Source organism: Variovorax sp. 54, from assembly GCF_002754375.1.
GTDB lineage: Bacteria > Pseudomonadota > Gammaproteobacteria > Burkholderiales > Burkholderiaceae_C > Variovorax.
Genome location: NZ_PEFF01000001.1, coordinates 2,327,409 through 2,350,573, shown reverse-complemented (window position 1 = coordinate 2,350,573; position 23,165 = coordinate 2,327,409). Strand labels below are relative to the sequence as shown.

The following is a 23,165-nucleotide window of genomic DNA, read 5'->3' as shown; positions in this document are numbered from 1 at the left end:
GCAGTGCGGGCCTCCCTAGGATGAGCCTGTCCCCCGGCGGCCTCGCCGGGTCTGCATGCGACGCAGCGCCATTCATTCTTTTGAGCATTTCGAGAACCATGCCGACCCTGATCACCGAGGCCGCGAACCGCGACCTGTGCCGCCGAAGGCCCTGTCCCGGCGGTGTTGTTTCTTCGGTGGGCGAATGACGACACGCACCGTCTCTTCTTCACCGGCGCCGGCGGCGCGCAGGATCGGCGTGCTCGGACGCGCCCTGCGCGAGCGCGAGTACGCGCGGCGCGTGCTGCGCACGCTGGGCATTGCGCCGTGGGTGTTCACCAGCGTCGATGAACTGGCGGCGCTGGGCGACGACGTGGGGCGCATGCAAGTGTTGTTTCTGGCCGATGTGCCGGAAATAGAGCGCGAGGGCGCGTTGCCGGGCGTGCTGTCGTCGGTGGGGACGCGGGTCGTCCCGTTGACGCACGCGATGCCCGGCCCGGCGCCCACGCGGCAGTTGCGGGGACGCCCGCCCGCTGTGGCGCCGTCGTTCGACGACTTCTACCGCACCATTCTGGCGGCGCTGAAAGCCCGGGGGCTGCCGTGCGCGGCGCCGAAACCGCTGGTGTGGGGGGCCTACAGCTTCCATCCGGTGGATCGCAGCGTGGTCATCGCGGACCAGACGCAGCGCCTCGACCCGGTGACCTTCGACCTCGCACTGGAGTTCTTCTTCCATGCCGGGCGGGTGCGCACGATTCCTCAACTGCGGCAGATGCTGAACCCCGTGCGCGGCGCGACCCGGTTCTGGGGCAATGAAATCATCGGCACGCTGACGGACGTGGCCGATGCGCTGGCGCTGCACGGCGCACACGGCTGGCGGCTGGTGCATTGCGAGCCCGAGGCGTTCCGGCTCGACCGGGTGCCGGCCCCTTGAGGGGGTTCAGACAAGAAAAAAGCCCTAAGTCGTTGAAAACTTAGGGCTTTTTGTGCATCCCGCGCGGGGCGGGAATGCTGTGTTGGTGGCTCTTCACGGATTCGAACCGCGGACCTGTGGATTATGATTCCATCGCTCTAACCGACTGAGCTAAAGAGCCGTTCAGTACAAAACTGCACCGAAGCCCAAAATTATAGCCCAGGCTTTGGGCTCAGTTCAACACCCCGCGTTTTCTGGTCGATTTTTCTGCATCCGAACGCATCGGCTCGCACCCCGACTTAACCCCGAACGCGTTTCTGAGCCGTACAAGCTCGGGTGACAATCCTTCGATGTCTGCGCTGCCCCGCGCCCCTTCTTCTTCTGCTGCCGCCACCGCGCGCGACGCCATGCCCGACGATCAGTTGATGCTGGCCTACGCCCACGGCGATGCCGCCGCCTTCGACGTGCTCTATGCGCGCCACGAAGGCGGCCTGTTCCGCTTCGTCAAGCGCCTGCTCGGCGCGCGGCTGACGGCGCAGGCCGACGAGGTGTTCCAGGACACCTGGGTGCGGATCATCTCGGCGCGCGACAGCTTTTCGCCGCAGGGCGCCACGTGGCGCACCTGGGCCTTCACCATCGCACACAACCTCGCGATGGACCGCCTGCGCGTGAGCGGGCGCGAGGTGACGCTCGATGGTCACGCGACCGACGACGATGGCGACGCGGTGCCCGCGTTGGACCGCGGCGTGCACGGTGCCACCGACCTGTCGGCGCATCCGTCGGCCGAAGAGCTGGCGTTCTGGCGCGCCGCCGGTCGCCGGCTGCTGGCCTGTCTCGACGAACTTCCGGCCGAGCAGCGCGCGGCATTTCTCTTGCACCATGAAGACGGCCTGACCGTCGACGCGCTCGCGGCCCGGCTGGAGATCGGCTTCGAGACCGTGCGCAGCCGCTTGCGCTACGGGCTGCAGAAGCTGCGCGGCTGCATGGAACGCTACCTGTCGGTGCTGGAGCAGCGGGCATGAGCGAGAGCAACGACGACCTGCACGACCCGCGGCTGCGTCGCGCGCTGGACCACGCGCCCGACCGCGATGCGATGCCCGCGGCCCACACGCGCGAGGCGATCTTGAAGGTGGCGCACAACCTCGCCGCAGCTTCCGCGCCGGCGACCGGCCGTGCGGCAGAAGTCGCGCCGTGGTGGCGGCGCCTGTTCGGTGGCGGCAGTCCCCGCTCGCGCATGCCGTGGAACGCGGCCTTCGCGACCGTGCTCGTGGCGACCTTCGTCACCGTGTTGTGGCATCGCGAGCCGGTGCCCGAGGCAGGGCTCGACGGCGAGGCGCAAGTGGCCGGGGCGCCAGCGCCCGCGTCGGCACCGCCTGCGCAAACGGCTGAGGCGCCGGCAGCGGCGTCGGCACCGACGCCAGCCGCGCCTGCTGCTGAACCGGCCGCAACGGCAGACATGACACCGCCCGCTGCGCAACGCAGTGAAGTGACGCGTGATGCGAAAGAGACCCGCAAGCAGCGCGAAACAACCGAAGCGCGTGACGCATCGCGGCGGCGCGAAGCGCCTGCTGCTGCCGCATCGATTCAGCGGGACGAAGAACGGATGCTGGAAAAACCGGCACCCGCGGCCCCGGTGGTGCAAGCCCCGGCCCCTGTGCCGGCACCTGCGCCCGCCGCACTCGCCATCGCGTCGGCACCCATGCCCGCGGCGCCTCCCATGGCCGATGTCAGCCGGGGCCCGATGCCCTATGCCGCCGCACCGCCGGCGCCGGCCGCAGCACCTGCAGCGCCGCCGATGCCGCGCGAGTCCGCAGACACCGCGCCATCGTTCGCTGCGCAAGGCGGTGCCAGCGCGAATGTTGCGGGCATGCAGCGTCGCGCTGCGCCTGTGCAAGCCGCGCCAGCGCCTGCATCGGCTGCCGCCAAATCTGCACCGCGTGCAGCGACAGAGGCAATCACGATCGGCGGCTTCACCGCACTCGACCGCTGGACCGCCCTCGACATCACGCGCGCCGGCACCACCACGCGCCAGGCGCGCGGCGACACCGAAGGCCTCGCGGCATTGGTGAACACCGTGGCACGCGCGGCCACCGTATCGGGCGTGGAATTGAATGCGCCGGTCGAAGCGCGCCTCGAACTGCGGCGCGACGGCGCGTTGCTGGCCGTGCTCGAAATCGCGGGCGATCAGGTGCGGTGGACGCCGCAGCCGGGCGGCCCCGCCTCCATCGGCACGCCGCCGGCGCAGGCGCTCGATGCGCTGCGCACGGCGGTGTCGCGGACCCGCTGACGGCGACCGCTGCGGTCGCCGGGCCCGTGACGATTCAGCGCATCAGGCGTTCTTGAAATCCGGGGCCCGCTTGTTCAGGAAGGCGTCCATGCCTTCCTTCTGGTCCTGCGTGGCGAACAGCGCGTGGAACAGGCGGCGTTCGAACATCACGCCGTCGCTCAGGCCGCTCTCGAAGGCGCGGTTGACCGATTCCTTGGCCGCCATCACGGCGATCTGCGAGTAGCCCGCGATGATCAACGCGGCGCCCAGGGCCTCGTCGGCCAGCTTCTCGAAGGGCACGACGCGGCTCACGAGGCCCGCGCGCTCGGCTTCGGCGGCGTCCATCATGCGGGCGGTGAGCGCCATGTCCATGGCCTTGCTCTTGCCCACCGCGCGCGGCAGGCGCTGCGTGCCGCCGGCGCCGGGGATCACGCCGATCTTGATTTCGGGCTGGCCGAACTTGGCGTTGTCGGCCGCGATGATGAAGTCGCACATCATCGCGAGCTCGCAGCCGCCGCCCAGTGCGAAGCCGCTCACGGCCGCGATGACGGGCTTGCGGATCGAGCGGATGGTTTCCCAGTTGCGCGTGATGTAGTCGCCCTTGTAGGTGTCGATGAAGCTGTACTTGGCCATCGCCGCGATGTCGGCGCCGGCCGCAAAGGCGCGCTCGCTGCCCGTGAGGATGATGCAGCCGATGGCGTCGTCGGCGTCGAAGGCCTTGAGCGCCTGGCCCAGTTCGGTCATCAGCGCGTCGTTGAGCGCATTGAGGGCCTTGGGGCGGTTGAGGGTGACGATGCCGACCTTGCCTGCTTCGGTCCGCACTTCGATGTTTTCGTAGCTCATGGTGTCTCTGTCTCCGGGGGGGGGTGGGGGAAAAAACGCGTTCCACTATACCGAGCATGGCCTCGGGCCCGCTGACGCGCGGGTGTTTCATTTGAGAATTGTTCTCATCTAGAATGGCCGCCATGGACTTCCCGATGCAAGAACATGCCGTGTTGCTGCGGGCCTACGCCCGGGTGCAGGAGCGTTGCTCGCGCCTGCTGATCGAGCAGGCCGCCCGGGTCGAGCGGCTCGAGGCGCAGATCGTGCGGTTGCGCGGTGCGCTGGTGGCACGCGACTCGGCGATTGCCATCGTGCGCGAAGAGCTGGCGGCGCGCGCGGCCGTGGGCACCGCCTTGCCGAAGCGCCTGCATGCGCTGCTGGCGCCGGGCGGCCGGCGCCACCATGCGCTGCCGCCGGGGCCGGAAGTGCCGGCCGATCTGCGTGCCAAGTCGGTGCTGTGTGTCGGCCGTTCGGAAGCGACGCCCGAGGCGCCTTCGCTGGCGCGCCAACTGGTCGAGATTGCCGGCGGCCGTTACCTGCACCACGACGGTGGCGACGATGCCGACGACCCCGCGGCGCTCGAAGCCGGCCTGCGCGCCGCCGACCTCGTGATCTGCCAGACCGGCTGCGTGAGCCACGGCGCCTACTGGCGCGTGCAGGACCACTGCCGCCGCACCGGCAAGCCCTGCGTGCTGGTGGGCGAGCCGCAGCCGATGCTGTTCGTGCGGCCGCCGCTGGCGGCGGCCGTCGATCACGCGGGCTGAACGGAAGAAATTACGGCTTGGCTGCGAGCCAGGCCGAGACCTTGGCCGCGTCGTGCGAGAACAGCCGCCACGTGGTCGAGCCCGTCGGCAACGTGAGCGGCAAACGCAGCAGCCGGCGGTCGCGCGAGACGAGGGCGGTGCACTTCGCGGCATTGCCGAGATACAGCGCCAGGTCGTCGAGCTTCGTGAGGCGCCAGGCCTGCGCAGGCTGCGATGCGCCCTTGCCGCGACCACCGACGGCCGGCAGTTCGATGCCGAGCCATTCGTCGTTGGCCGAGAAGCCTGCCTTCTCGGCGGCGCCGCCGCGCAGCACGACCTTGATCTGCACGCTGCCGCCGGTTTCGGCCACGCGCAGTCCGAGCGCCTGCGCCGGTTGCGACGGGTCGTCGAGCGTGGCGACGCCGTGTGCGCGCAGCAGGTCGGCCAGCGGGAGTTCGTCGGTGGAATGCACCCAGCGCGCCAGTTCCGGCGCGTACGAGCGTCCGCCCACGGCTTCGAGCGCGGCGGCAATGTCGGCTTCGCTGATCGGGCCGCCGTTGCTGTGCGTCCAGAGGTGGCGCATCACGTCGTCGAGCGTGCCCTTGCCTTCGTGGCGCAGCGTGAGGTCGAAGCACAGCGCCACCAGCGCGCCCTTGGTGTAGTAGCTGACGGTGCTGTTGGGTGTCTGCTCGTCCTGGCGGTAGTACTTGACCCAGGCGTCGAAGCTCGCGTCGGCCACCGGCTGCACCAGTCGGCCGGGCGTCTGCAGCACCTGGTTGATGGTCTTGTTGAGCAGCCGCAGGTAGGCGGCGTCGTCGATGCGGCCGGCGCGGCGCAGCAGCAGGTCGTCGTAGTAGCTGGTGAAGCCCTCGAAGAACCACAGCAGCTGCGTGTAGTTTTCCTGGCTGTAGTCGTAGTGCGCGAACTCCGCCGGGCGCATGCGCTTGACGTTCCAGGTGTGGAAGTACTCGTGGCTGATGAGGCCCATCAGCGTGGTGTAGCCCTCGGGCTGCTTCTTCTTTTCGCCGCGCTGCGGCAGGTCGCGGCGGTTGCAGATGAGCGCGGTGGAATGGCGGTGCTCGAGCCCGCCGTAGCCGTCGTCCACCGCATTGAGCATGAACACGTAGCGGTCGATCGGCAGCTTGGGCCCGCCGCGCTTGCCGGCCTTGTCGCCGTGCCAGAAACGGATCTCGGCTTCGCAGATGGCCTGCGTGTCGGCGATGAGTCGCTCGCCGTCGAACGAGGCCGCGGCGCCCGCGATCACGAAGCGGTGCGGCACGCCGCAGGCTTCGAATTCGGCGCTCCAGAAGGCGCCCATCTCGACCGGGCTGTCGGCCAGCTCGTCGTAGCCGGCGGCGCGGTAGCTGCCGAAGCCGTGCTTGTCGGCCTTCGTCGGCACGAGCGCGGTGGCGCACGACCAGCGCGCGGCGTCTGCCGCCAGCGTGGGCGGCACGATCTCCAGCGCATGCGGCGCTTCGGTCTGGCCTTCGACACGCAGGCAGACGCTGGTGCCGTTGAAGAAGCCGCGCGTGGCGTCGAGCCAGGCGGTGCGCACCGAGTTGTCGTAGGCGCAGACCTGGTAGTGCAATACCAGCGGCTGGCCCGGCACGCAATCGATCTGCCAGCTGCACTTGTCGAGCTGCGTGAGCACCGGCTTGCGGCGGCCCTGCGTGGCGCGCAGGCCCTGCAGGTTCTTGGCGAACTCGCGCACGAGGTAGCTGCCCGGAATCCACACCGGCAGCGCCACGCGCTGCTGTGCGGCGGGCGCGGCGATGGTCAGCGTGACGGCGAACAGGCGCGCATGAAGGTCCGCGCACTCGACGCGGCAATGCACGGCGGCGGCAGCGGAAGCGGCGGCACCCGCCGCGCGCCGGGAAGCGGAGGTCGTCGAGGTCGTCGCCATTGGATCAGTTGGCGGCGGCGAGCTGCTTCTCGACCTGTTCGGCGGGAATCGCGCCCGGGACGCGGCTGCCGTCGGTGAAGATCAGCGTGGGCGTGCCGGTGATGTTGTACTTGCGGCCGAACTCCACGTTGCGCTCCAGCGCCGTCACGTTGCAGCTGGTGGCTGCGGCGGCGGGTTTGACGCTGCTTTCCATCCAGTCGCCCCAGGCCTTGCCCGGGTCCTTGCTGCACCAGATGTCGCGCGACTTGGCGGTCGAATCCGGGCCGAGCACGGGGTACAGGAACATGTAGACGGTCACGTTGTCGACCTTCTTCATGTCTTTCTCGAAGCGCTTGCAGTAGCCGCAGTTCGGGTCTTCGAAGACCGCGACCTTGCGCTTGCCGTTGCCGCGCACGATCTTGATGGCGTCTTTCAGCGGCAGCTTGTCGAAGGCGACGGCGGTGAGTTTCTCGACGCGTTCTTCGGTCAGGTTGCGGCGCGTCTTGGCGTCGATCAGGCTGCCCTGCAGCAGGTAGTTGCCCTGCTCGTCGGTGTAGAGCAGCTGGCTGCCGCCGACGCGCACTTCGTACAGGCCCGGCACGGGCGTCTTGGTGACTTCCTCGATGGGCGGGAGCTGCGGGATGTGCGTCGGCAGGTTCTTGCGGATCTCGGCCTCGCCGGCGCCGGCGGTGGAGAGCGTGAGCAGCGCGCAGGCGGCAACGAGAAGGTGGCGGACGAAGGTCATCGGAAAGGTTTCGGGAAAAAGGTGGAGGGCTGGCGGGTGGCGTCAGGCGGTCAGGCTTTGAGGCCCATGGCCTGGGCGGTGATCCAGTGCTTCACGAAGCGCGTGCGGTCGAAACCGCGCATGCCCCAGTTGCGCAACGCAGGGAGTGGACCCAGGTTGTGCGAGAAAAGTTGCTGCAACCCGTCGGTCGCCAGGCTCATCTGCAGCACGTCGGCGCGGCGGGCGCGTTCGTAGCGGCGCAGCAGGCGGGCGTCGCCCACGCTGCGCCAGTAGTCGCGGGTGCGGATCACCTCGGCCAGCGCGGCCGCATCGGACAGGCCGAGGTTCAGGCCCTGGCCCGCCAGCGGGTGCACCGTGTGGGCGGCGTCGCCCGCGAGCACCCACGATTGGGTGGGCTGGCCGGGCATCGAGCCGGACCAGCGGTCGGCGATGGCGCGCGACAGCGGCCACACGGCGCGTTCGCTCGTGAGCCGCAGCGAGCCCAGCTCACCGTGGCTGGCTTCGCTCACGGCGGCGCTGAATTCTTCGGCGCTTTGCGCGACCAGCTCGGGCACGCGCAATTGGTCGACCGACCACACCAGCGCCAGCGTCTTGCCGTGCACGCCGCCCAGCGGCAGCAGGGCGAACACCTCGCCGCGGTCGTTGAACCACTGGCGCGCGATGCCGTCGTGCGTGTGCGCGGCCTCGAGCCGCGCGGCAATGGCGTGCTGCGGATAGCGCGTGACTTCGTAGCTCACGCCCAGCGCCGCGCGCGAGGCGCTGGCCTTGCCTTCGCACACCACCGTGAGCGGCGCGGCCACGGGCTCGGTCACCACGTCGATCAGGGGCTGGAAGCGCACCGCGTCGGCCAGTTGCTGTTCGAGCGCGGGCACGTCGACGATCCAGGCCAGCGCCTCGACCTTCTGGCGTGCGGCGCTGAACTGCACCCGGCCGCCGTCGTCGCCGTGCACCTGCATCTCGTGCACCGGCGTGGCATGGGCCGTGTCGGGCCAGCCGCGCAGCGATTCGAGCAGCGTGCGGGACGCCACGTTGAGCGCGTACGCCCGGATGTCTTCCTTGGCCGGCGGGGCCGGCGGCACCACCAGCGCGACACGCACGCGTTCGCGCGCCAGCAGCAGCGCCAGCGTGCGGCCGACGATGCCGGCGCCGCGGATACAAACTTCGGGGGAAAGGGCCATCAGATGATTGTAGGAGTTGCCTTGCGCACGGGCGCCGATACTCGTTCATGCCGGAGAATGTCCAGCGATTTCAAAGGAACCCCTACCGTGTCGCAGCCGTCCGCTTTCGATCTCCAGGCCACCATCGCCCGCCTGTTCGTGTACCCCGTCAAGTCGTGCGCGGGCGTCGAGCTCAATGAGATGCTGCTCACCGAAACCGGCCTGGAGTTCGACCGGGCCTGGATGGTGGTCGATGCGCAGGGCGAGTTCGTCACCCAGCGGCAGCTGCCGCGCATGGCGCTCATCCAGCCGCAGATGAAGCACACCGAGGTGGTGCTGCGCGCGCCCGGCATGCTGGCGCTGCACCTGGCCTTCGACCGCGTGGAGCAGCCGGTGCGCGTGCGCGTGTGGAAGGACGACGTCGCGGCCTACGACATGGGCGACATCGCCGCCCAGTGGTTCAGCGATTTCCTCTCGGAGCCCGGCAAGCCGCAGACCTTGCGCCTGGTGCGCTTCGACCCTGAGCACCAGCGCCTGTCGAGCCTGAAGTGGACCGACGGCGTCGAGGCGCTGAACCAGTTTGCCGACGGCTTTCCGCTGCTGGTGGCGAGCGAAGGCTCGCTTGCCGAACTCAACGAGCGCCTTGCGGCTGCGGGCCACGCTCCGGTCGGCATCGAGCGCTTCCGCCCGAACATCGTGCTGGCCGGCATCGAGTCGCACGACGAAGACCGGGTCGACGCGCTGCACGTCACCACCGGCGAGGGCGAGGCCGAGCTGCGCCCGGTCAAGCCCTGCACGCGCTGCCCGATTCCCGACATCGACCCGGCCACCGCGCTCAGCAGCCCCGAGGTCGGTGACATGCTGCGCACCTACCGCGTCGACGCGCGCGTGGACGGCGGCATCACCTTCGGCACGAACTGCATCGTGGTGCAGGGCGTGGAGCACCTGCTGAAGGTGGGGCAGGTGGTGGGGGCGAACTACCGCTTCGAGTAACGGGCGATCAGAACGCTACGCCCGCGACCAGGATGATGTTCGCGTAGGGCGTGCATTCGCCCGTGCGCACCACGGCCCTGGCGCGCGCGCTCACGCGCTTCAGCTCTTCGTGCGAGATGACCTGCGGCACCACGCCCAGCTGGCCTTCGCACCACGCGGGCAGCGTGCCGACAGGCAAGGGCTCCAGCGCTTCGCGTGCGATCAGTGCGCTTTCCACCTGCATCTCCGACAGCACGGCCTTCAGCACATCGCTGATCCCCGGCACACCGCGCGCCACGGCCAGGTCGATGCGGCGCGGGCCGTCGGGAATGGGCAGGCCGGCGTCGCCGATCACCAGCATGTCGCCGTGGCCCATGGAGGCGATCACGTGGGAGAGTTCGGCGTGCAGCAGGGGAGAGCGTTTCACAGCGTGATCCAGTCGGGGGGCAGGGGGCTGCGCAGCACGGCGTCGCGCAGCGGAATGGAGGGTTGGGCGCCGGGCTGCTGGATGCACAGCGCGGCGGCGCGGATGCCCAGGCGCACGGCCTCGTCGAAGGACTGGCCTTCGCCCAGTGCCACGGCGAGCGCACCCAGGAAGGTGTCGCCGGCGGCGGTGGTGTCGACCGCCTGCACCTTCGGCGCGGGATGGTGGCGCGCGCCGTCGGCGTCGACCGCCACCGCGCCGCGCGAACCGAGCGTCACGACCACGCGGGCGATGCCGCGCGCGCGCAGCGCCTGGCCGGCCTGCGCCGCTTCTTCAGGGCTGTCGGCGTTCTGGCCCGACAGCGTCTGCGCCTCGATCTCGTTGACCACGAGCGTGTCGATGCGGGGCCAGAGCGCCTCGGCGATGGCTTGCACCGGCGAGGGGTTGAGCATCACGGCGCAGCCTGCGTCGTGCGCGGCGGCGATGGCGCGCGCCACCTGGTCCATCGGGGTTTCAAACTGCGCGACGAGGAACGCCGCGCCTTGCAGCTGCGTGCGCAGCGCGGCGTCGTCGAGGGCGACGCGCGCGTTGGCGCCGGGGATCATCACGATGCGGTTCTGTCCGCTGTCTTCCACCAGGATCAGCGCTGTGCCGGTGGGCTCGGCGGTGTCGGTGCGCAGCGCCGAGGTGTCGATGCCGTCGCGCGCGAGCGCCTCGCGCAGCGCCTGGCCGTGGGCGTCGTCGCCCACGCAGCCGATCATGTGCACCTGCGCGCCTTCGCGCGCGCAGCTCACGGCCTGGTTGGCGCCCTTGCCGCCGGGGATGGCGTCGATCGAGCGGCCCAGCAGGGTTTCGCCCGCGGCCGGCGCGTGCGGCACGCGCAGCACGATGTCCATGTTCAGGCTGCCGAGCACCACGATGCGCGGTGGCGTGGAGGAAGAGAGAGGCTGAAGGCTCACGAGGTGCGGGACTTGGAAGGTGTGGCGGTGGTGGCGGATGTGGCGGGCGTCACGCCCGCTTCGCGAAAGCCCGCGTGGCGCGCGGTCGAGGCGCGCACGCGCAGCTCGGGTTGCAGCACGACCTTGCGTGCGTCGCGGCGCTTGCCGCCCATGCGCTCCAGCAGCATGTCGACCGCCAGCGCGCCGATGCGCTCCTTGGGCTGGGCCACGGTGGTGAGCGGCGGGCTGGTGTAGGCCGACAGTTCGATGTCGTCGAAGCCCACGATGGAGAGTTCGTCGGGCACGCGCACGCCGCTTTCATGCGCGGCACGCAGCGCGCCAATGGCCATGAGGTCGTTGCACACGAACACGGCCGAGGGCTTTTGCTCGGTGCGCAGGATGGCGTGCATCGCCTCGTAGCCGCCCTGGCTGGTGAAGCCGCCGCGCCACAGCAGTGCGTCGGCGTTCGGTGCCGAGCCGGTTTCTGCCAGCGCCATGCGCCAGCCTTCGATGCGCTGCTCGCTCGACGTCACGCCCACCGGCCCGCCGATGCAGGCGATGCGCTTGTGGCCCAGCGACAGCAGGTGCCGCACGGCGAGCAGGCCGCCCTGCATGTGAGCGGTTTCCACCAGGTCGCAGGCCGGGTCGGCGATCTCGCGATCGACCAGCACCGTGGGAATGCGCAGGCCGCGCAGTTGCGTAGCGAGCGAATCGTCTTCGTCGGCGCCGGTCGACACCACGATGAGCCCGTCGATGCGGCGCTCGGCCAGCACCTGCAGGTACACGCTCTGGCGCCGGGGCTCGTCGTCGGTGTTGCACAGCACCAGCGTGTAGCCGGCGCCGAAGCAGCGGTCTTCCACGATGCGCACGATCTCGGCAAAGTAGGGATTCGAGCTGTTGGGAATGAGCATGCCCAGCGTCGAGGTGGTGTTGCTCTTGAGGCTGCGCGCCATCGCGTTGGGCACGTAGCCCAGCTCACGAATCGCCAGCTCGACGCGCTCGCGCACCTTGGCGCTCACGTGGCGCGTGTCGTTGACGACGTGCGACACGGTGGTGACGGAAACGCCCGCCTGGAGTGCGACGTCCTTGATGGTGGCCATGGTTTTCTTTGGGTTCCTTAAGGCGAGGCTCAGGCCAGTCGACGATCGGCCCGGCGCTGGCGCAGGGTGTCGATGATGACGGCCACCACGATCACCGCGCCCGTGATGATGCGCTTGCTCGGTTCGCTCGCGCCCACCTGCGCCAGGCCGGCCTCGAGCACCGCGATGATCAGCACGCCGAAGAAGGTGTTGACGACAGAGCCGCGCCCGCCCATGAGGCTGGTGCCGCCGATGACCACGGCCGCGATCACCTGCAGCTCGATGCCGACGCCCGCGTTCGGGTCGGCCGCTTCGAGGCGGGCCGACTGCATCAGGCCCGCGAGCCCGGCCAGCAGGCCGGTGACGGCGAACACGATGATGCGGATCGGCCGCGGGTCGATGCCCGCCAGGCGCATGGCTTCTTCATTGGTGCCGATGCCCACGACATGACGGCCGAACACGGAGCGCGTGAGCACCAGCTGCCCCACGGCCACCAGCACCACCGCGAGCACGAAGGCGGCCGAGATGCCGCCGATCCACGGCGCGGCCAGGCCCGAGATGGCGTCGCCCACGTACTGCGTGCGCGAGTCGGTGACCAGGTAAGCGCCGCCGCGCACGGCTTCGAGCATGCCCAGCGAGACGATGAAGCTCGGCAACCGCCACGCGACCGACACCGCGCCCGTCACCGTGCCGCAGACCAGCCCGGTGGCCAGGCCGAGCATGGCGGCCAGCGGCACCGAGAGCTTCCATTCGAGGATGGCGGCGGCCGTGACGGCCGCGCTGAGCGCCAGCACCGAGCCCACCGACAGGTCGATGCCCGCGATGATCAGCACGAAGGTCATGCCCACCGCCATCACGGCCAGCGCCGGGATTTCGTTGGCGATGGAGATGAAGGTGTCGCGCGTGAGGAAGTATTCGCTCATCGAGCCGAACAGCGCAATCATGCCCAGCAGCACGACCGTCAGGCCCAGGTAGGTGCCGAGCTGGCCCTTGAGTGCGGACGGCGGCTTGCGGGTGGCAGCGGAAGAAGAAGGGGAGGCGGCGTTCATGGTCGTCAAGCGTCGGCGGAAGTCGGGGCAGAAGCTGCGGAATGGGCAGAGTCCGCGGGAGAGCCGGGCGCGCGGCCCGTGGCATCGCTGAAGGCGGCGGCGAGCAGCGATTGTTCGGTCCACTCGCCGCGCTCGAACACCGCGACCAGCCGGCCGGCGCTCATCACGCCGATGCGGTCGCACATGGCCATCAGTTCGCGCAGGTCGCTCGACACCATCAGGAGCGCCTTGCTGGCGTCGGTCATGCGGTCGAGTTCGGTGTACAGGTCGGCGCGCGCGCCCACGTCCACGCCGCGCGTGGGTTCGTCCAGCAGCAGCACCTTGCATTCGCGGTGCAGCCAGCGCGCGAACACCACCTTCTGCTGGTTGCCGCCGCTGAGCGTCGACACGGGCTGCTCGATGCTGCGCGAGCGGATGCGCAGCAGCTCCACCAGCCGGCGCGCAATCTGGCGCTCCTTGGCGCGGCGCAGCCAGCCGGCATGCGAGATCGCGCCGAGGTCGCTCAGCGTGGCGTTGACGCGGATCGGCTGCGACAGCAGCAGGCCCTGCGACTTGCGGTCTTCGGTGACGAGGCCGATGCCCGCGCGAATCGCTTGCATCGGCGAGCGCCAGCCCTTGCGCGCAGTTTGCAGGGGCTGTGCGGCCGGCGTGCCGTCGTGCAGCACGACCTCGCCGCGGTCGGCGCGGTCGGCACCGAACAGCAGCCGCACGAGCTCGGTGCGGCCCGAGCCGACCAGACCGGCCAGGCCCATGATTTCACCGGCGCGCAGTTCGAGGTCGACATCGCGCACCACCTGCGCCCGGCCGATGCCGCGCGCGCTCAGCAGCACCGGGCCCGCCACGCGGCGCGCGCGGCCTTCGTGCTCGTGCACCGCGCGGCCGACCATGCGCTGCACCAGTTCGGATTCGCGCACGCCGGCCATGGCGCGCACGTCGACCAGCTTGCCGTCGCGCAGCACCGCCACGCGGTCGGCGATGCGCTGCAGTTCTTCGAGGCGGTGCGACACGTAGACGATCGCCACGCCGCGCAGCTTCAGCAGTTCGATCTGCTCGAACAGGTGCGCGGTTTCGCGCGGGGTGAGCATGGCGGTGGGCTCGTCGAGCACCAGCACGCGCGTGTCGTCCTGCAGGTTGCGCGCAATTTCCACCATCTGCTGCTGGCCGATGCCCAGCCGCGCCACCGGCGTGGCCGGGTCGATGCCGTCCAGGCCGATCTTGGCGAGCTGGCGCTCGGCCAGCTCGTGCAGCGTGGCGCGGCGGATCCAGCCGCTCTTGTGCGGCAGGCGGTCGAGCAGCAGGTTCTCGGCCACCGACAGCGTGGTGACGAGGCCGAGTTCCTGCATGACCATGCGCACGCCCAGGCGCTCGGCCTCGCGACGCGAGGCCGGCGCGAAAGGCTGACCGTTCAGCAGCATGCCGCCGCGCGTGGGCTGCACCAGCCCGCAGACGATTTTCGACAGCGTGCTCTTGCCCGCGCCGTTCTCGCCCGTGAGCGCCAGCACTTCGCCGGCGCGCAGCTCGAGAGAAACGTCGTCGAGCACCGGCGCCGCGTAGTCCTTGCCGACCGTGCTCAGGGAGAGCACGGCGGTGGGTAAGGGGGGATTCATGGCGGCGTCGGGTGCGGCAGTCACAACGAGGTCTTCTTCTTTTTAGCGGAGCGGAATGGCTTACTTGGACGACTTGGTGACCAGCACCACGTCGGTCTTCACTTCAGCCGGCATTTCCGATTGCTTCTTCTTGTCGGCGATGGCCTTCAGCGCGGTCTCGATGCCGAACACGGCCTGCTTGGCTGCGAACTGGTCGGCGGTGGCGAGCACGCGGCCGTCCTTCAGCATCGGCTTGATGGCGCCGATGTTGTCGTAGCCCACCACGAGCACCTTGCCGGTCTTGCCCGCCGCCTTGACGGCGGCCACGGCGCCCAGCGCCATGCTGTCGTTGCCGGCCAGCAGGGCCTTCAGGTCGGGATGCTCGCGCATCATGCCGGCGGCCACGGTGTTGCCCTTGTCGATTTCCCACTGGCCCGACTGCACGCCGACCACGGTCACGCCCGCGGCCTTCATGGCGTCCTGGTAGCCCAGCGTGCGCTGCTGCGCATTGAAGGTGGTCGACACGCCTTCGATGATGCCGACCTTGTCGCCCGACTTCAGCTCCTTGGCGAGCGCGTCGCCCACCAGCTTGGCGCCGGCGCGGTTGTCGGGGCCGACGAAGGGCACCTGGATGGCCTTCTCTTTCAGGGCGGCGCCGTCGAGCTGGTTGTCGATGTTCACGACCAGGATGCCCTTGTCGATGGCCGCCTTGATCACCGGCACCAGCGCCTTCGAATCGGCCGGCGCAATGACCAGCGCGTTGATCTTCTGCGCCACCATCTGCTCGACCATCTTGATCTGGGCGGCGGTGTCGGTTTCGTCCTTGATGCCGTTGGCCACCAGCGTGTACTGCGCGGCGTTGGCCTTCTGGTGCGCCTTGGCGCCGTCTTCCATGGTGCGGAAGAACTCGTTGGCCAGCGACTTCATGACCAGCGCGACCTTCGGCTTGTCCTGTGCGAAGGCGGGCGTTCCGGCGATGGCGCCCAGCAAGGTCAATGCGGCAGCGCTTTGCAGGGTACGGCGGGTGAACTTCATGGTGGATGTCTCCTGAAATGAGGGGTCAGAGCGGAACGCCGGTCTGTGCCGGGGGCCCTGATATTAATCGAGGGAAACGTTTGCGCAAACGTTTGCGAGTCGGGTCTAACCCTGAGCTTTTCGGGCCGGAAAGCCGCTGCCAGAGGGCTTTCGAACACGTCCGAGCGCTTCGAAAAAGGAGCGCGGGAGCGCCTCGAAGTGGGCCCGGCCCGGGGGAGAACCCGGTCAGCCTAAAATCGGGGGTTACCCAAGAGGACCTCCCATGAGTTTGCAATGCGGCATCGTCGGCCTGCCCAACGTCGGTAAATCCACCCTTTTCAATGCGTTGACCAAGGCCGGCATCGCAGCGGAAAACTATCCGTTCTGCACCATCGAGCCCAACGTGGGCGTGGTGGAAGTGCCCGATCCGCGGCTCGACCAGCTCAGCGAGATCGTCAAGCCCGAGCGCGTGGTGCCCGCCATCGTCGAGTTCGTCGACATCGCCGGCCTCGTGGCCGGTGCCAGCACCGGTGAAGGCCTGGGCAACAAGTTCCTGGCGCACATCCGCGAGACCGACGCCACCGTCAACGTGGTGCGCTGCTTCGACGACGAGAACGTGATCCACGTGGCCGGCAAGGTCGACCCGATCTCCGACATCGAAGTGATCCAGACCGAACTCTGCCTGGCCGACCTGGCCACGGTCGAGAAGGCGCTGCACCGCCACACCAAGGTCGCCCGCTCGGGCGACAAGGACGCGCAGAAGCTCGTCGGCCTGCTCGAACGCTGCCAGGCTGCGCTGAACGAGAACACGCCCGTGCGCGCGCTCGAGTTCACGAAGGAAGAAGTGCCGCTGGTGAAGAGCTTCACGCTCATCACCGCCAAGCCCGCGATGTTCGTGGGCAACGTGGCCGAAGACGGCTTCGAGAACAACCCGTACCTCGACCGCCTGCGCGAGTACGCCGCCAAGCAGGGCGCGCCCGTGGTCGCCATCTGCGCCAAGATCGAAGCCGACCTGTCCGAGATGGACGAGGAAGACAAGAAGATGTTCCTCGCCGAAATCGGCCAGGAAGAGCCGGGCCTGAACCGCCTGATCCGCGCCGCCTACAAGCTGCTGGGCCTGCAGACGTACTTCACCGCCGGCGTGAAGGAAGTGCGCGCCTGGACCATCCACATCGGCGACACCGGCCCCCAAGCCGCCGGCGTGATCCATGGCGACTTCGAGAAGGGCTACATCCGCGCCCAGACCATCGCCTTCGACGACTACATCGCCTTCAAGGGCGAGCAGGGTGCAAAGGACGCGGGGAAGATGCGTTCGGAAGGCAAGGAATACGTCGTGAAGGATGGCGACGTGATGAACTTCCTGTTCAGCTCCTGAGCGCGCATCTCCCGCTTTGATGAGCCATCCCAAGATCGTCATCATTGCGGGACCGAACGGTGCGGGCAAGACCACTTTCGCCCGCGCCTTTCTTCCACAGGAAGCGCAAATCGCGCGCTTCATCAATGCCGACCTGATCGCCGCCGGGCTCTCGCCTTTTGCACCGGAGGCCGAGGCCATCAAGGCCGGGCGATTGATGCTGGTGGAGATCGCGGAGTGCGCCCGTCGCCGAGAGAGCTTTGCTTTCGAGACGACGTTGTCGGGACTGGGCTATCTGCGCCACATTGATGCGTGGAGAAAGTCGGGCTATCACGTGAGCCTTTTCTTTCTGGCGCTTCCGACGGCAGAATTTGCCGTGGCGCGCGTCGCCGAGCGTGTCCGGCAGGGCGGGCATCACATTCCCGAAGATGTGATTCGCCGCCGCTTCGAGGCGGGTCGTCGAAATTTCGACGACCGCTATCGCGTCGCGGTGGACGCGTGGGCGCTGTACGACAACGCCGGCGAAGAGCCGGATCTCATCGAATGGGGAGAAGCACCATGACCCGTGAACAGCTCATGCAAGCCAAGGACAAGGATCTGGCCGCTTCATTGATCGCGATCCGGCGCGCGGCGCGGGCGGCACGCGAGGCCGCGGTGCGCACCAACACAGCCATCGTGGTTCAGCGTGGCCAGAAGCCCGTTCGCATCACGGCGGAAGAGTTGCGCAAGGCGGGGGTCAAGTAAGCCCCGGCTACTTCGCGACCTGCTGCTTGCCCCACACCACCGTGTCGTCCACCGCATAGGCGGCGCACGTCACCTTGCGTTCGGTGCAGCCTTTGAGGTGCGCGGTCAGCGCGGCCGAGTTGGTGGTGGTGCCGAATTTCTGGTCGCTTGTGATCAGGAAGATGCGGGGCCGGGCCTGCAGCAGGAACTGGCGGTAGGCGTTGCGCACCGGTGTCGGGTCGGCGCCGATGGAGGGCAGGGCCTGCAGGTCCGACAGGTCGGCGTGGCCTGAAGGCGCAGGCTCTCCGTTGCTGCCGAACACCACGCCGGTGCGCTTCAGCAGATCGCGCCATGTCGCCAGCTCCGTGGTCACGCGCTGCGGCAGTTCCATCACCCATTGCGCCGGATAGGCAAAGCCGAGGTTCGCACCGCCGGGCGCGATGCTGTCGGTCACGCCGACGAGCCGGCCCTCGGTGTCGAACAACCCGCCGCCGCTGGAGCCTGAAGACACGGGCGCCGACGTCTGCACGATCGGCAGTTGCCCGGGTGCACGCGGGCGCAGCGCGGAGATCAGGCCTTCGCTCAGCGTGCGTTCGAGGCCGTGCGGGCTGCCGACGGCGAACACGCGCTGGCCGACGCGCAACTCGCCGGCGGGCACGATCTGCACGGCGGGCAACTGCAGCGGCGTCTCGCTCGTGAGCACGCACAGGTCGCGCGACGGATCGGGGTCGCGCACGATGCGGGCGATGGGCAGCGTGGTCGGGCCCTGCGTCACGGTGACGGAGACGGCGCCATCGACCACGTGGCAGGCCGTGGCCAGCGCACCCGAGGTCACGGCCACCGCGCTGCCGATGGCGGTCTGGTTGTTGCCGCGCTCGCCCTTCACGGTCCAGACGGCGGGCGAGACCTTGCGGAACACCTCCTCGGGCGTGAGCGCCCAGGCATGGCAGGCCGCGAGGCCAAGCCAGAGTCCGATGAGCGAGGTGCGGCGGCGCCGCGTGAAGGGGTGGAGCATTCCGGCCAGTGTAGGAAGCAGGTCCACGGTTTGCCGTAGGCGGTGACGCTGTCGCAGCGGGCGCCTGAAACCCGCGTGCGTTGTGGTTAGACTGCGCGCCCGCTGCATCCTCTGCCGGAAGGCTTCCATTCGTCATGCTCACTGTCCATCACCTGAACAACTCGCGCTCGCAGCGCGTGCTCTGGCTGCTCGAAGAACTCGAGCTGCCTTACGAGATCGTCCATTACCAGCGCGACCCCAAGACCATGTTGGCGCCCGCTTCGCTGAAGGCCGTGCATCCGCTGGGCAAGTCGCCCGTGGTGACGACCGACGACGGCGCGACGCTGGCGGAATCGGGCGCGATCATCGAGTCGCTCATCGAACGCTACGGCCAGGGCCGGCTCGCACCGGCGGCGGGTTCGCCCGAGGCGCTGCGCTACCGCTACTGGCTGCACTTCGCCGAAGGCACGGCGATGTCGCCGCTGCTGCTCAAGCTGGTGTTCGACCGCATCGAGACGAGCAAGATGCCCTTCTTCGCGAAGCCGATCGCCAAGGCCATCGCAAGCAAGGCGAAGTCGGCCTTCATTCATCCGAACATCACGGGCCATCTGAATTTCATGGAGGCCGAACTCGGCCGGAGCGAGTGGTTCGCGGGCCATGAATTCACGGGCGCCGATATCCAGATGAGTTTCGTGGTCGAAGCCTCGCAGGCGCGCGGCGGCCTCGATGCGAAGCGGCCGAAGCTCATGGCCTACCTGGAGCGCATCCATGCGCGACCGGCCTACCAGCGCGCGCTGGAACGCGGCGGCCCCTACGAACTGCTGAGCTGAGTTTGTTCGAACGCGTGCTTCATGACGGGAAGACGTATAGGAGCGCGTACGTCATGGTGACGTAACGCAGGAACTTGCCGATTGCCATGTAGCCCACGCAGGGCCAGAACGGCAGCTTGAGCCAACCGGCGACCGCGCACAGCGGGTCGCCCACGATCGGCAACCAGCTCAGCAGGCAGGCCTTCGGGCCCAGCCGCTCGAGCCAGCCGAGCACGCGCAGGTGGTGTTTCGAGTGCGAGTATTTGTCGGCCACCTTGTGCGCGCCGTAGCCCATCCACCAGTCGACCGCGCCACCCAGCGTGTTGCCCACGGTGGCCACGGCGATGGCCTGCCAGAACATCTCGGGGTTGAGCTTCAGCAGGCCGAACAAAATCGGTTCGGAGCCCACTGGCAGCAGCGTGGCGGACACGAAGGCTGCGATGAACAGCGTCGAAAGTCCGTACTGGGGGAGCGCGAGGAGCGCCAGGAGTGCGTCGAGCCAGGCTTGCATAAGGTCGGCGAAGTATAGGCAGCGCTCACGTCGCGAGCGCGTGGGAGAAGGCCCCGCGAAATACTGGTGTTTACGCCTGTGTCGCAGGCGCAAAAAGGCGTCAATCGTTTCAGTCGCTGAAATGCCACGTGGCTACAATCGTGCCTCATTTTTCAGCAGCCGACCCGCACAGCACCCCTTCCCATGACCCTGCAGATCGGCACCCACACGCTGGAAAACCGGTTGTTCGTCGCGCCCATGGCCGGCGTGACGGACCGGCCCTTCCGCATGCTGTGCCGCGAACTCGGCGCAGGCTATGCGGTCAGCGAGATGGTCACCTCGCGCAAGGAACTCTGGAACACGCTGAAGACCTCGCGGCGCGCCAACCACGACGGCGAGCCGGGCCCCATTGCGGTGCAGATTGCCGGCACCGACGCGGCCATGATGGCCGAGGCCGCGGTCTACAACATCGAGCGCGGCGCGCAGATCATCGACATCAACATGGGCTGCCCGGCCAAGAAGGTCTGCAACAAGTGGGCCGGCTCGGCGCTGATGCGCGACGAGCCGCTGGCCCTCGAAATCGTGCAGGCCGTGGTCGATGCGGCGCAACCCTTCAACGTGCCGGTCACGCTCAAGATGCGCACCGGCTGGAGCGAAGACAACCGCAACGCGGTGAAGCTCGCACGCGACTTCGAATCGGCCGGCGTGCAGATGCTCACCGTGCACGGTCGTACGCGCGAGCAGGGCTACAAGGGCCATGCCGAGTACGACACCATCGCCGCCGTGAAGGCTGCGGTGCGCGTGCCGGTGGTGGCCAACGGCGACATCCGCTCGCCCGAGAAGGCACGCGACGTGCTTGCGGCCACGGGCGCCGACGCCGTGATGATCGGCCGCGCCGCGCAGGGCCGGCCGTGGATCTTCCGCGAGATCACGCATTTCCTGGACACCGGCACGCACCTTGCGCCGCCGCTGGTGGCCGAGGTGCGCCGGCTGCTGCTCGACCACCTGGTGGAGCACTACGCGCTGTACGGCGAGTTCAGCGGCGTGCGCACGGCGCGCAAGCACATCGGCTGGTATGTGCGTGCGCTGCCCGACGGCGAGGCGTTCCGCGCACGGATGAACGCCATCGAAGACTGCGCCGGACAGCTGCGCGCGGTCGACGACTATTTCCAGGGGCTTGCGGACCGCATGGACCGCATGCCCGCTCCGACGGCAGACGAGGAGCCGTCGGGGGAAGAGGAGACGGCCTGCGCCGTCGATTGAGAGAAGAAGAGAAAAAGAGAAGAAGCAAGCAATGAGCAAGAAACACATCGAGGACTGCGTTCGCAGCAGTCTGGACAGCTACTTTCGCGATCTGCGGGGCACCGAACCCGACGGCATGTACGAGATGCTCGTGCGCGTGGTCGAGAAACCCCTGCTCGACGTCGTCATGACGCGCGCCGAAGGCAACCAGTCCCGGGCCGCCCAATGGCTGGGCCTGAACCGCAACACGCTCCGCAAGAAATTGGTCGAGCACAAACTTTTGAAATAACCCGACGGCACATCCATGGCTCAGACCGCACTCCTTTCCGTTTCCGACAAGACCGGCATCCTCGAATTCGCGCAAGCCCTGCATGGCTTGGGCGTCAAGCTGCTGTCGACCGGCGGCACCGCCAAGCTGCTGGCCGATGCCGGCCTGCCGGTGACCGAGGTCGCCGACCACACCGGCTTTCCCGAAATGCTCGACGGCCGCGTGAAGACGCTGCACCCGAAGATCCACGGCGGCCTGCTGGCGCGCCGCGACCTGCCCGCGCACGTGGCCGCCATCAAGGAACACGGCATCGACACCATCGACCTGCTGGTGGTCAACCTGTACCCGTTTGAAGCCACCGTGGCCAAGCCCGGCTGCACGCTCGAAGACGCGATCGAGAACATCGACATCGGCGGCCCGGCCATGGTGCGCAGCGCGGCCAAGAACTGGAAGGACGTGGGCGTGCTCACTGACGCTTCGCAGTACGCCGTGGCGCTGGCCGAACTCAAGGCCGACGGCAAGCTCAGCGACAAGACCAAGTTCGCGTTCTCGGTGGCCGCGTTCAACCGCATCGCCGACTACGACGGCGCCATCAGCGACTACCTCTCGGCCATCGACTTCGACGCCAGCATCGGCCAGCCCGCGCCCACGCGCTCGCTGTTCCCGGCGCAGAGCAACGGCCGCTTCGTGAAGGTGCAAGACCTGCGCTACGGCGAGAACCCGCACCAGCAGGCCGCGTTCTACCGCGACCTGTACCCGGCGCCCGGTTCGCTCGTGTCGGCCAGGCAGCTGCAGGGCAAGGAACTCAGCTACAACAACATTGCCGACGCCGATGCGGCGTGGGAATGCGTGAAGAGCTTCGACGAGCCGGCCTGCGTGATCGTGAAGCACGCCAACCCCTGCGGCGTGGCCGTGGGCACCGACGCGCTCGAGGCCTACGCCAAGGCCTTCAAGACCGACCCGACCTCGGCCTTCGGCGGCATCATCGCCTTCAACCGCCCCGTCGACCTCGCCACCGCGCAGGCCGTGAACAAGCAGTTCGTCGAAGTGCTGATGGCACCGGGCTACACGCCCGAGGCGCTCGAAGTGTTCCAGGCCACGAAGGCCAAGCTCAACGTGCGCGTGCTCGAGATCGCACTGCCCAAGGGCGGCACCACCGACTGGGACAACGGCCGCAACGCGATGGACGTCAAGCGCGTCGGCTCGGGCCTGCTGATCCAGACCGCCGACAACCACGAGCTGGCACTGGCCGACCTCAAGGTGGTCAGCAAGAAGCAGCCGACGCCGCAACAGCTGCAAGACCTGCTGTTCGCCTGGAAGGTCGCGACGTACGTCAAGAGCAACGCGATCGTGTTCTGCGCCGACGGCATGACGATGGGTGTGGGCGCCGGCCAGATGAGCCGCCTCGACTCCGCGCGCATCGCCAGCATCAAGGCCGAGCACGCGGGCCTGTCGCTGAAGGACACGGCGGTGGCGAGCGACGCCTTCTTCCCGTTCCGCGACGGCCTCGACGTGGTGGTGGATGCGGGCGCGGGCTGCGTCATCCAGCCGGGCGGCTCGATGCGCGACCAGGAAGTGATCGACGCTGCCGATGAGCGCGGCGTGGTGATGGTGCTGTCGGGCGTGCGCCACTTCCGGCACTGAGCCTGCGGCCCCGCGGGGCTTCGCACACAAGGCCAAGGTCGCTCACGCGGCCTTGGCCTTTTTTGTTGCCGTCGT

Annotated in this window: 24 protein-coding genes and 1 tRNA gene; 12 read left to right on the top strand and 13 right to left on the bottom strand. The window is 68.5% G+C overall.

Features of this window, described 5'->3' with window-relative positions; all coding sequences use genetic code 11:
* The first annotated feature begins 184 nt into the window (after positions 1 to 184).
* A complete protein-coding gene (locus CLU95_RS10790) occupies positions 185 to 910 on the top strand; it encodes a hypothetical protein (protein WP_099792971.1) in 726 nt (241 codons plus the stop codon).
* Positions 911 to 993: 83 nt separating this feature from the next.
* Here CLU95_RS10790 and CLU95_RS10785 read toward each other — a convergent pair.
* Positions 994 to 1,070: transfer RNA gene (locus tag CLU95_RS10785), tRNA-Met, on the bottom strand.
* Between the two features lie 169 nt (positions 1,071 to 1,239).
* Between CLU95_RS10785 and CLU95_RS10780 the strand changes: the two genes are divergently transcribed.
* The gene (locus CLU95_RS10780; RefSeq protein WP_099792966.1) at positions 1,240 to 1,911 is read left to right on the top strand and encodes a sigma-70 family RNA polymerase sigma factor; all 672 of its coding nucleotides are present in this window, start codon (positions 1,240 to 1,242) and stop codon (positions 1,909 to 1,911) included.
* Positions 1,908 to 3,176, top strand: a complete 1,269-nt coding sequence (locus CLU95_RS31140; protein ID WP_257214595.1) for a hypothetical protein — start codon at positions 1,908 to 1,910, stop codon at positions 3,174 to 3,176. Before CLU95_RS10780 ends, CLU95_RS31140 begins: the two co-directional genes overlap by 4 nt.
* A gap of 42 nt (positions 3,177 to 3,218) precedes the next feature.
* On the opposite strand, the gene CLU95_RS10770 is transcribed toward CLU95_RS31140, so the two are convergent.
* On the bottom strand, positions 3,219 to 3,998 hold the full coding sequence (locus tag CLU95_RS10770; RefSeq protein ID WP_099792965.1) for an enoyl-CoA hydratase: 780 nt from the start codon (positions 3,996 to 3,998) through the stop codon (positions 3,219 to 3,221).
* Positions 3,999 to 4,132: 134 nt separating this feature from the next.
* On the opposite strand from CLU95_RS10770, the gene CLU95_RS10765 reads away from it, so the two are divergent.
* Positions 4,133 to 4,741 (top strand): DUF2325 domain-containing protein, encoded by a 609-nt coding sequence (locus tag CLU95_RS10765; RefSeq protein ID WP_099797209.1) that lies wholly within the window; start codon positions 4,133 to 4,135, stop codon positions 4,739 to 4,741.
* Positions 4,742 to 4,751: 10 nt separating this feature from the next.
* On the opposite strand, the gene CLU95_RS10760 is transcribed toward CLU95_RS10765, so the two are convergent.
* The 3 genes from CLU95_RS10760 to CLU95_RS10750 are packed head-to-tail and all read right to left on the bottom strand — an operon-like array spanning position 4,752 to position 8,525.
* Positions 4,752 to 6,623, bottom strand: a complete 1,872-nt coding sequence (locus CLU95_RS10760; protein ID WP_099792963.1) for a M61 family metallopeptidase — start codon at positions 6,621 to 6,623, stop codon at positions 4,752 to 4,754.
* A gap of 4 nt (positions 6,624 to 6,627) precedes the next feature.
* Complete coding sequence (locus tag CLU95_RS10755; protein ID WP_099792961.1) at positions 6,628 to 7,347, bottom strand: DsbC family protein; 720 nt, start codon at positions 7,345 to 7,347, stop codon at positions 6,628 to 6,630.
* Between the two features lie 50 nt (positions 7,348 to 7,397).
* On the bottom strand, positions 7,398 to 8,525 hold the full coding sequence (locus CLU95_RS10750; protein ID WP_099792959.1) for an FAD-dependent monooxygenase: 1,128 nt from the start codon (positions 8,523 to 8,525) through the stop codon (positions 7,398 to 7,400).
* Positions 8,526 to 8,612: 87 nt separating this feature from the next.
* Between CLU95_RS10750 and CLU95_RS10745 the strand changes: the two genes are divergently transcribed.
* Entirely contained in the window at positions 8,613 to 9,497 is an 885-nt protein-coding gene (locus tag CLU95_RS10745; RefSeq protein ID WP_099792957.1) for an MOSC domain-containing protein, read from the top strand.
* 7 nt (positions 9,498 to 9,504) lie between these two features.
* On the opposite strand, the gene rbsD is transcribed toward CLU95_RS10745, so the two are convergent.
* From rbsD to CLU95_RS10715, 6 genes are read right to left on the bottom strand one after another with little or no spacing between them, the layout of a single operon-like run.
* A complete protein-coding gene (gene rbsD, locus CLU95_RS10740) occupies positions 9,505 to 9,903 on the bottom strand; it encodes a D-ribose pyranase (RefSeq protein WP_099792955.1) in 399 nt (132 codons plus the stop codon).
* Positions 9,900 to 10,859, bottom strand: a complete 960-nt coding sequence (gene rbsK / locus CLU95_RS10735) for a ribokinase (RefSeq protein WP_099792953.1) — start codon at positions 10,857 to 10,859, stop codon at positions 9,900 to 9,902. The genes rbsD and rbsK overlap by 4 nt, the downstream gene beginning before the upstream one ends.
* Positions 10,856 to 11,938 (bottom strand): LacI family DNA-binding transcriptional regulator, encoded by a 1,083-nt coding sequence (locus tag CLU95_RS10730; protein WP_099792951.1) that lies wholly within the window; start codon positions 11,936 to 11,938, stop codon positions 10,856 to 10,858. Before CLU95_RS10730 ends, rbsK begins: the two co-directional genes overlap by 4 nt.
* Positions 11,939 to 11,967: 29 nt before the next feature.
* Positions 11,968 to 12,966 carry an ABC transporter permease gene (locus CLU95_RS10725; RefSeq protein WP_099792949.1) on the bottom strand — a complete coding sequence of 333 codons (999 nt, stop codon included), beginning with the start codon at positions 12,964 to 12,966 and terminating at the stop codon, positions 11,968 to 11,970.
* Positions 12,967 to 12,971: 5 nt separating this feature from the next.
* Positions 12,972 to 14,573, bottom strand: coding sequence for a sugar ABC transporter ATP-binding protein (locus tag CLU95_RS10720; RefSeq protein WP_099797208.1), 1,602 nt, complete (start codon positions 14,571 to 14,573; stop codon positions 12,972 to 12,974).
* Between the two features lie 60 nt (positions 14,574 to 14,633).
* The gene (locus CLU95_RS10715) at positions 14,634 to 15,587 is read right to left on the bottom strand and encodes a sugar ABC transporter substrate-binding protein (protein WP_099792947.1); all 954 of its coding nucleotides are present in this window, start codon (positions 15,585 to 15,587) and stop codon (positions 14,634 to 14,636) included.
* A gap of 262 nt (positions 15,588 to 15,849) precedes the next feature.
* Here CLU95_RS10715 and ychF point away from each other — a divergent pair, with 262 nt between their 5' ends.
* From ychF to CLU95_RS10700, 3 genes are read left to right on the top strand one after another with little or no spacing between them, the layout of a single operon-like run.
* Positions 15,850 to 16,941 carry a redox-regulated ATPase YchF gene (ychF, locus tag CLU95_RS10710; RefSeq protein WP_099792945.1) on the top strand — a complete coding sequence of 364 codons (1,092 nt, stop codon included), beginning with the start codon at positions 15,850 to 15,852 and terminating at the stop codon, positions 16,939 to 16,941.
* A 19-nt stretch (positions 16,942 to 16,960) separates the two neighbouring features.
* Complete coding sequence (locus tag CLU95_RS10705) at positions 16,961 to 17,482, top strand: zeta toxin family protein (protein ID WP_099792943.1); 522 nt, start codon at positions 16,961 to 16,963, stop codon at positions 17,480 to 17,482.
* Complete coding sequence (locus CLU95_RS10700; protein ID WP_099792941.1) at positions 17,479 to 17,664, top strand: hypothetical protein; 186 nt, start codon at positions 17,479 to 17,481, stop codon at positions 17,662 to 17,664. Before CLU95_RS10705 ends, CLU95_RS10700 begins: the two co-directional genes overlap by 4 nt.
* Positions 17,665 to 17,671: 7 nt before the next feature.
* On the opposite strand, the gene CLU95_RS10695 is transcribed toward CLU95_RS10700, so the two are convergent.
* Entirely contained in the window at positions 17,672 to 18,658 is a 987-nt protein-coding gene (locus CLU95_RS10695; protein ID WP_099792939.1) for a S1C family serine protease, read from the bottom strand.
* A 134-nt stretch (positions 18,659 to 18,792) separates the two neighbouring features.
* Here CLU95_RS10695 and CLU95_RS10690 point away from each other — a divergent pair, with 134 nt between their 5' ends.
* Positions 18,793 to 19,467: a glutathione S-transferase gene (locus tag CLU95_RS10690; protein WP_099792937.1), complete on the top strand. Its 675-nt coding sequence runs from the start codon at positions 18,793 to 18,795 to the stop codon at positions 19,465 to 19,467.
* A gap of 19 nt (positions 19,468 to 19,486) precedes the next feature.
* On the opposite strand, the gene CLU95_RS10685 is transcribed toward CLU95_RS10690, so the two are convergent.
* Complete coding sequence (locus tag CLU95_RS10685) at positions 19,487 to 19,957, bottom strand: YqaA family protein (RefSeq protein WP_062479132.1); 471 nt, start codon at positions 19,955 to 19,957, stop codon at positions 19,487 to 19,489.
* A 183-nt stretch (positions 19,958 to 20,140) separates the two neighbouring features.
* Between CLU95_RS10685 and dusB the strand changes: the two genes are divergently transcribed.
* Genes dusB through purH form a run of 3 tightly spaced genes read left to right on the top strand, consistent with a single transcriptional unit; the run spans position 20,141 to position 23,090 of the window.
* On the top strand, positions 20,141 to 21,199 hold the full coding sequence (dusB, locus tag CLU95_RS10680; RefSeq protein ID WP_099792935.1) for a tRNA dihydrouridine synthase DusB: 1,059 nt from the start codon (positions 20,141 to 20,143) through the stop codon (positions 21,197 to 21,199).
* Positions 21,200 to 21,230: 31 nt separating this feature from the next.
* The gene (locus CLU95_RS10675; protein ID WP_056577757.1) at positions 21,231 to 21,467 is read left to right on the top strand and encodes a Fis family transcriptional regulator; all 237 of its coding nucleotides are present in this window, start codon (positions 21,231 to 21,233) and stop codon (positions 21,465 to 21,467) included.
* Between the two features lie 15 nt (positions 21,468 to 21,482).
* Positions 21,483 to 23,090, top strand: a complete 1,608-nt coding sequence (gene purH, locus CLU95_RS10670) for a bifunctional phosphoribosylaminoimidazolecarboxamide formyltransferase/IMP cyclohydrolase (protein ID WP_099792933.1) — start codon at positions 21,483 to 21,485, stop codon at positions 23,088 to 23,090.
* Positions 23,091 to 23,165: the final 75 nt, after the last annotated feature.

Coding starts and splice junctions, on each gene's coding strand:
- CLU95_RS10750 (WP_099792959.1), bottom strand. CDS start 8,525: ATGGCCCTTTCCCCCGAAGTTTGTATCCGCGGCGCCGGCATCGTCGGC.
- CLU95_RS10730 (WP_099792951.1), bottom strand. CDS start 11,938: ATGGCCACCATCAAGGACGTCGCACTCCAGGCGGGCGTTTCCGTCACC.
- CLU95_RS10700 (WP_099792941.1), top strand. CDS start 17,479: ATGACCCGTGAACAGCTCATGCAAGCCAAGGACAAGGATCTGGCCGCT.
- CLU95_RS10760 (WP_099792963.1), bottom strand. CDS start 6,623: ATGGCGACGACCTCGACGACCTCCGCTTCCCGGCGCGCGGCGGGTGCC.
- CLU95_RS31140 (WP_257214595.1), top strand. CDS start 1,908: ATGAGCGAGAGCAACGACGACCTGCACGACCCGCGGCTGCGTCGCGCG.
- CLU95_RS10685 (WP_062479132.1), bottom strand. CDS start 19,957: ATGCAAGCCTGGCTCGACGCACTCCTGGCGCTCCTCGCGCTCCCCCAG.
- CLU95_RS10715 (WP_099792947.1), bottom strand. CDS start 15,587: ATGAAGTTCACCCGCCGTACCCTGCAAAGCGCTGCCGCATTGACCTTG.
- CLU95_RS10790 (WP_099792971.1), top strand. CDS start 185: ATGACGACACGCACCGTCTCTTCTTCACCGGCGCCGGCGGCGCGCAGG.
- purH (WP_099792933.1), top strand. CDS start 21,483: ATGGCTCAGACCGCACTCCTTTCCGTTTCCGACAAGACCGGCATCCTC.
- CLU95_RS10705 (WP_099792943.1), top strand. CDS start 16,961: ATGAGCCATCCCAAGATCGTCATCATTGCGGGACCGAACGGTGCGGGC.
- CLU95_RS10695 (WP_099792939.1), bottom strand. CDS start 18,658: ATGCTCCACCCCTTCACGCGGCGCCGCCGCACCTCGCTCATCGGACTC.
- CLU95_RS10690 (WP_099792937.1), top strand. CDS start 18,793: ATGCTCACTGTCCATCACCTGAACAACTCGCGCTCGCAGCGCGTGCTC.
- CLU95_RS10755 (WP_099792961.1), bottom strand. CDS start 7,347: ATGACCTTCGTCCGCCACCTTCTCGTTGCCGCCTGCGCGCTGCTCACG.
- ychF (WP_099792945.1), top strand. CDS start 15,850: ATGAGTTTGCAATGCGGCATCGTCGGCCTGCCCAACGTCGGTAAATCC.
- CLU95_RS10765 (WP_099797209.1), top strand. CDS start 4,133: ATGCAAGAACATGCCGTGTTGCTGCGGGCCTACGCCCGGGTGCAGGAG.
- dusB (WP_099792935.1), top strand. CDS start 20,141: ATGACCCTGCAGATCGGCACCCACACGCTGGAAAACCGGTTGTTCGTC.
- CLU95_RS10770 (WP_099792965.1), bottom strand. CDS start 3,998: ATGAGCTACGAAAACATCGAAGTGCGGACCGAAGCAGGCAAGGTCGGC.
- CLU95_RS10675 (WP_056577757.1), top strand. CDS start 21,231: ATGAGCAAGAAACACATCGAGGACTGCGTTCGCAGCAGTCTGGACAGC.
- CLU95_RS10725 (WP_099792949.1), bottom strand. CDS start 12,966: ATGAACGCCGCCTCCCCTTCTTCTTCCGCTGCCACCCGCAAGCCGCCG.
- CLU95_RS10720 (WP_099797208.1), bottom strand. CDS start 14,573: ATGAATCCCCCCTTACCCACCGCCGTGCTCTCCCTGAGCACGGTCGGC.
- CLU95_RS10780 (WP_099792966.1), top strand. CDS start 1,240: ATGTCTGCGCTGCCCCGCGCCCCTTCTTCTTCTGCTGCCGCCACCGCG.